This window comes from Synechococcus sp. R8-2, from assembly GCF_047461715.1.
Taxonomy (GTDB): domain Bacteria; phylum Cyanobacteriota; class Cyanobacteriia; order Thermostichales; family Thermostichaceae; genus Thermostichus.
On the sequence record NZ_JANSHQ010000342.1, the window covers coordinates 1 to 3,899 of the forward strand.

At 58.3% G+C, this 3,899-nt stretch carries 6 protein-coding genes; 1 reads left to right on the forward strand and 5 read right to left on the reverse strand.

All coding sequences use genetic code 11. From position 1 onward, the window contains the following. The first annotated feature begins 84 nt into the window (after window positions 1-84). Window positions 85-279: a hypothetical protein gene (locus NW819_RS08695; RefSeq protein WP_011434196.1), complete on the forward strand. Its 195-nt coding sequence runs from the start codon at window positions 85-87 to the stop codon at window positions 277-279. Here NW819_RS08695 and NW819_RS08700 read toward each other — a convergent pair. From NW819_RS08700 to NW819_RS08720, 5 genes are all read right to left on the reverse strand, one after another. Next, window positions 276-1,226, reverse strand: coding sequence for an AEC family transporter (locus NW819_RS08700; protein ID WP_414413507.1), 951 nt, complete (start codon window positions 1,224-1,226; stop codon window positions 276-278). The two genes, NW819_RS08695 and NW819_RS08700, sit on opposite strands and share 4 nt — an antisense overlap. 26 nt (window positions 1,227-1,252) lie before the next feature. Continuing rightward, a complete protein-coding gene (locus tag NW819_RS08705) occupies window positions 1,253-2,512 on the reverse strand; it encodes a 4-hydroxy-3-methylbut-2-enyl diphosphate reductase (protein ID WP_011434194.1) in 1,260 nt (419 codons plus the stop codon). A 216-nt stretch (window positions 2,513-2,728) separates the two neighbouring features. Next, on the reverse strand, window positions 2,729-3,004 hold the full coding sequence (locus NW819_RS08710) for a lipopolysaccharide assembly protein LapA domain-containing protein (protein ID WP_011434193.1): 276 nt from the start codon (window positions 3,002-3,004) through the stop codon (window positions 2,729-2,731). 52 nt (window positions 3,005-3,056) lie between these two features. Next, on the reverse strand, window positions 3,057-3,503 hold the full coding sequence (locus NW819_RS08715; RefSeq protein ID WP_414328976.1) for a pentapeptide repeat-containing protein: 447 nt from the start codon (window positions 3,501-3,503) through the stop codon (window positions 3,057-3,059). A gap of 89 nt (window positions 3,504-3,592) precedes the next feature. Next, on the reverse strand, window positions 3,593-3,886 hold the full coding sequence (locus NW819_RS08720; protein ID WP_414413508.1) for a zinc ribbon domain-containing protein: 294 nt from the start codon (window positions 3,884-3,886) through the stop codon (window positions 3,593-3,595). Window positions 3,887-3,899: the final 13 nt, after the last annotated feature.

Here is a 3,899-nt window from a genome sequence, read left to right on the forward strand (position 1 = left end):
GGGGAGATTTGTATCCTAGAGAGCCAAAGTCAACTGGGATCCAAGCTATTCTGAGGGTGAATCACTCCTACTCACCTTCTTCTCATGATCAGTCCTGCTCTCAGCTCCGATACAGCACTGCGCACGCAAGCAGTTTGGAAGCCATTGCGGCAGGCCATTGTGGAAAGCTCGGGTTTTCGGGGATGGCTCCAGGGCCGGGAGTTGCCCACTCAGGAAGCAGAGCTGGATCAACTGGTGCATAGCTACCTCGAGCAAACCTTGTCTCACCTGGCCTATTAGGATCCCCAGAGTCCCAGCCAGAGGGGCAAGGTCAGCAAGGCGGCTAAGTACCCCACGGCCAAGGCAGTTACGGTAATTTCCCGGTCCAAGTCGTATTCTTCCGTGAGCACCAGGGTGGCGATGGCGGGGGGCATACCGCTCTGCAGGACCAGCACCAGCTTGGCCAGAGGCGGGTAGGGGGTGAAGGCAAGGCCGATTCCCACCAAGAGCGGCACAATCACAATTTTGATCAAGAGGGCCACTCCGGCGGCAAGAAAGGATCCCCAGCGCTTCACCTGGGCCAATCGCATCCCCAGGATCATCAAGCTGAGCGGGATCATGCTCCAGGCAAAAGCCGCCAACCCTTGAGAGAGCCAACCCGGCAGGGGTTCGCGGGTCAGCAGTAGGCCCATAGCAAAAGACCAAAGAGCAGGGGTGCGCAAAATGTGGAGGCCCACCTGCCAAGGTTGGGCATGGGAACTGCCGTGGCGGCTGGCCACCCACACGCCAAACCCGTAGGCCATGAACAGAGTGCCCAGCAGATCATAGAACAGGGCCCAGCCAAAGTAAGCCCTTCCGGCCACAGCCAGACAGATGGGATAGCCCAAATACCCGGTGTTCCCCAGGGTGGCGGTCAGGTGAAAGCTGCCCTGCTGTGCGCTGCTCCAACAGTTGGGGACATCCCCCACACCACGGCGCTGCCACCACAGCCAAGCGCTGGTCAAGGCAAACCCCAGCCCCACCGACAGCCAGCAGATCAGGGGAGCAACCCAGATTTGACCCGACAGATCCACTCCCTGCATAAACCCAACAATGCTGAGGGGCACTCCCACCCAAAACATGAATCGCCCCAAGGCGTGGGGATCCAGCCAACGATTCCAGCCGCCGGGCAGCCCCTTCTGGAGAGCAAACCCCAGCAGCGTCCAGCCCAGCAAGGGAGGATAAACCTGAAAAAGGGTGTTGAGCACGCTCAAGAGGGAGAGGGAAGGGATCCCTAGGCAGGGATCCGCCGAGGTTCTTCACGCAGGGCGAAGATGCGTTGAATCACCTCTTCAACAACGCGGTCTGGGGTAGAGGCACCGGAGGTAATGCCGATTTGCACCGGCCCATCGGGTAGCCACCCTTCGGTAACCGTCGGGTCTTGGTGAAGAGGCTTGTGACGGATGCGGTTGTTGGGTTGGATGCAGTCGGGGCCATCGATGTGGAAGGAAGGCAAGCCCTTGGCCAGGGCAATTTCCTGCAGGTGGGTGGTATTCGAGGAATTAAACCCCCCGATCACCACCACCACATCCAAAGGCTGCTCGAGCAGCTCGAACATGGCATCCTGCCGCTCTTGGGTGGCATTGCAGATGGTGTTGAAGCTCATGAAGTGATTGTCCAACTCCTGGGGGCCATATTTGCGCAGCATGGTGGTCTCAAAGAGCTTAGCAATGGCGCGGGTCTCCCCCTCTAGCATGGTGGTTTGGTTGGCGATGCCGATCCGCTCCAGATCGCGATCCGGATCAAAACCGGGGGAAGTGGCCTTGCCAAAGCGCCGCCGAAATTCTGCCGCATCTCCGCCTTGCAAAATGTAGCGAGCGACCCATTCTGCTTCTTCCAGGTTCAGCACCACCAGATATTTTTCGGCAAAGGAGCTGGTGGCTACGGTTTCCTCGTGGTTGTACTTGCCGTGGATCACAGAGGTGAATTGAGCCGCGCGGTGCTTGTCCACTTGGTTCCACACGCGGGAAACCCAGGGGCAGGTGGTATCGACAATCTCATTGCCCTGCGACCGAAAAAACGCCATTTCCGATGCACTTGCCCCAAAAGCAGGCCAAATCACCACATCTTGGGGCCGGATCTGAGAGAAGTCCTTCTTGCCGTCTGGGCCTTTCTCCACAAAGCGGATCCCCATCTCCTTCAGGTGCTGGTTTACCAGAGGGTTGTGGATGATCTCGTTGGTGATCCACAGTTGCCGATCCGGAAAGCGTCGCCGCGCTTCATAGGCATATTCCACCGCCCGTTCCACGCCCCAGCAAAAGCCAAAGGCCCTGGCCAGGTGAATGGTAATGTCGCCCCGCTGATAGCGGTAGGACTGGGCACGGATTTGCTCCACAAGGGGGCTTTTGTAGGTGGTTTGCAGCTCCAGTTGAGCCTGATCCTTGTGTTCTTCAAATCCCTTGGCAAAGTAGGTGCTGGATCCGCGCAGGGCTTTGCGCAGGGCCCGTGGGTCTTGGGGAGAGGGATCCGGGGAAGTGGGTTGGGAATGAGGCATGGTTACGGTTGGAGATACGCACTGCTCAAGCAGACGGCGAAGGGATCCTTTCTCAGCTTACGCCCAGTCTCGCATCGGTGGGCCATTCCAGCATGCTTTCCCTAGGGCCAGCGACAAGATTGTCAAGTCAACTATAGAATTGCAGGTAGAATTGCAGGGGATCGAAGCTGTTGAGCCAAAGCCAGAAAGCAGAGGGATCCCTTTGGGAATTGGCCGTCATTGGGGCGGTTGATCCTGCATTTCCAGTTGGCGCACCCGCTCTTGTAATTGGCGGGCGGTGGCAGAAAAGCTGCGCCCAGGCCAGAGGAGAGAGCCCAGCCCCACCGTCAACAGGCCCAAGCCGACAGCCGCGGCGATGAGAAATCCCAAAGGCAGCTCCACCGAGCGCCACATTAAGAAATGTACGGTCAGGGTGGTGGGGTTTTGCCCGGCCAGGACTGCCACTCCCAAAGCCAGCAGCAGTGTCAAGACCAAGTTGAACAGCAGCAACATCAGGGATCCCGTCGCAACAGTTCCATTCTGCCTTGTCTGCTAGGGGGGTGGCTCAAGCCCGCACACTCCCGTCGGGTAGGGTGGCTCCGCTGAGGTCAGCGCCGGTCAGCACTGCTCCGCCGATTTTTGCCCCGCTTAGATCGGATCCCTGCAGTTGTGCACGGGTTAGCTTGGCTTCCCAAAGGTAGGCACCGTGCAAGTTGGCTTCCCGCAAGTCGGCAAAGCTGAGATCCGCGCCGATCAAGTTGGCTTCCCAAAGATTGGCCCCGCGGAGGTTGGCCCCCATCAAGTTGGCCGAGCTGAGATCGGCGCCGCGCAAATCGGCTTCCTGCAGGTTAATGCCACTCAGCTTGCCAAAGGAGAGGTTGGCCCCTCTCAGATTCACCCCTTGCAAGTTGGAGCGCACCAAGTCCACCCCCACCAGGTTGGATTCTTGAAAGTTGCGCTCGCCAGAGGCATATTCTGTCAGCAGCTCGTCAGCAGTTGTCACTCGGGGCATGGCCGGATACTGCCATCCGTGCGTTAAGCTTAACAATTTCTGGCTGCTCAACGGGGTACTGATGACCGCTCCGAAAGACCTACGAAACGCTAACAAACACTTCCAGAGTGTTCAGTGCCTGTCGCGTCTCTGCTTTCTTCCTGCTTCCACGACTCGTGACTGGTAGTAAGCTTCAGGCTTACCACCCCGCCAGAGGAATCTCCACAGGCGTCTCTTTCCCCAGAGCTTGGGGTAGTTGAGCGCTTTAAGTAGCACTCAAAATACCACCGCACCAGGTTCAGCGCTGCATTGCGGTCGCGGTCTATCCCCAGACCACAACACGGGCAGCGAAATACCCGCTCGCTGAGTGGCATCTTCTGTTTGTGGCCACACCGTGAACACAGTTGGCTGGACGGA

Excerpts from the sequence above, each read along its gene's own strand:
- NW819_RS08710 (WP_011434193.1), bottom strand. The coding sequence starts at position 3,004 with ATGTTGCTGCTGTTCAACTTGGTCTTGACACTGCTGCTGGCTTTGGGA.
- NW819_RS08705 (WP_011434194.1), bottom strand. The coding sequence starts at position 2,512 with ATGCCTCATTCCCAACCCACTTCCCCGGATCCCTCTCCCCAAGACCCA.
- NW819_RS08695 (WP_011434196.1), top strand. The coding sequence starts at position 85 with ATGATCAGTCCTGCTCTCAGCTCCGATACAGCACTGCGCACGCAAGCA.
- NW819_RS08715 (WP_414328976.1), bottom strand. The coding sequence starts at position 3,503 with ATGCCCCGAGTGACAACTGCTGACGAGCTGCTGACAGAATATGCCTCT.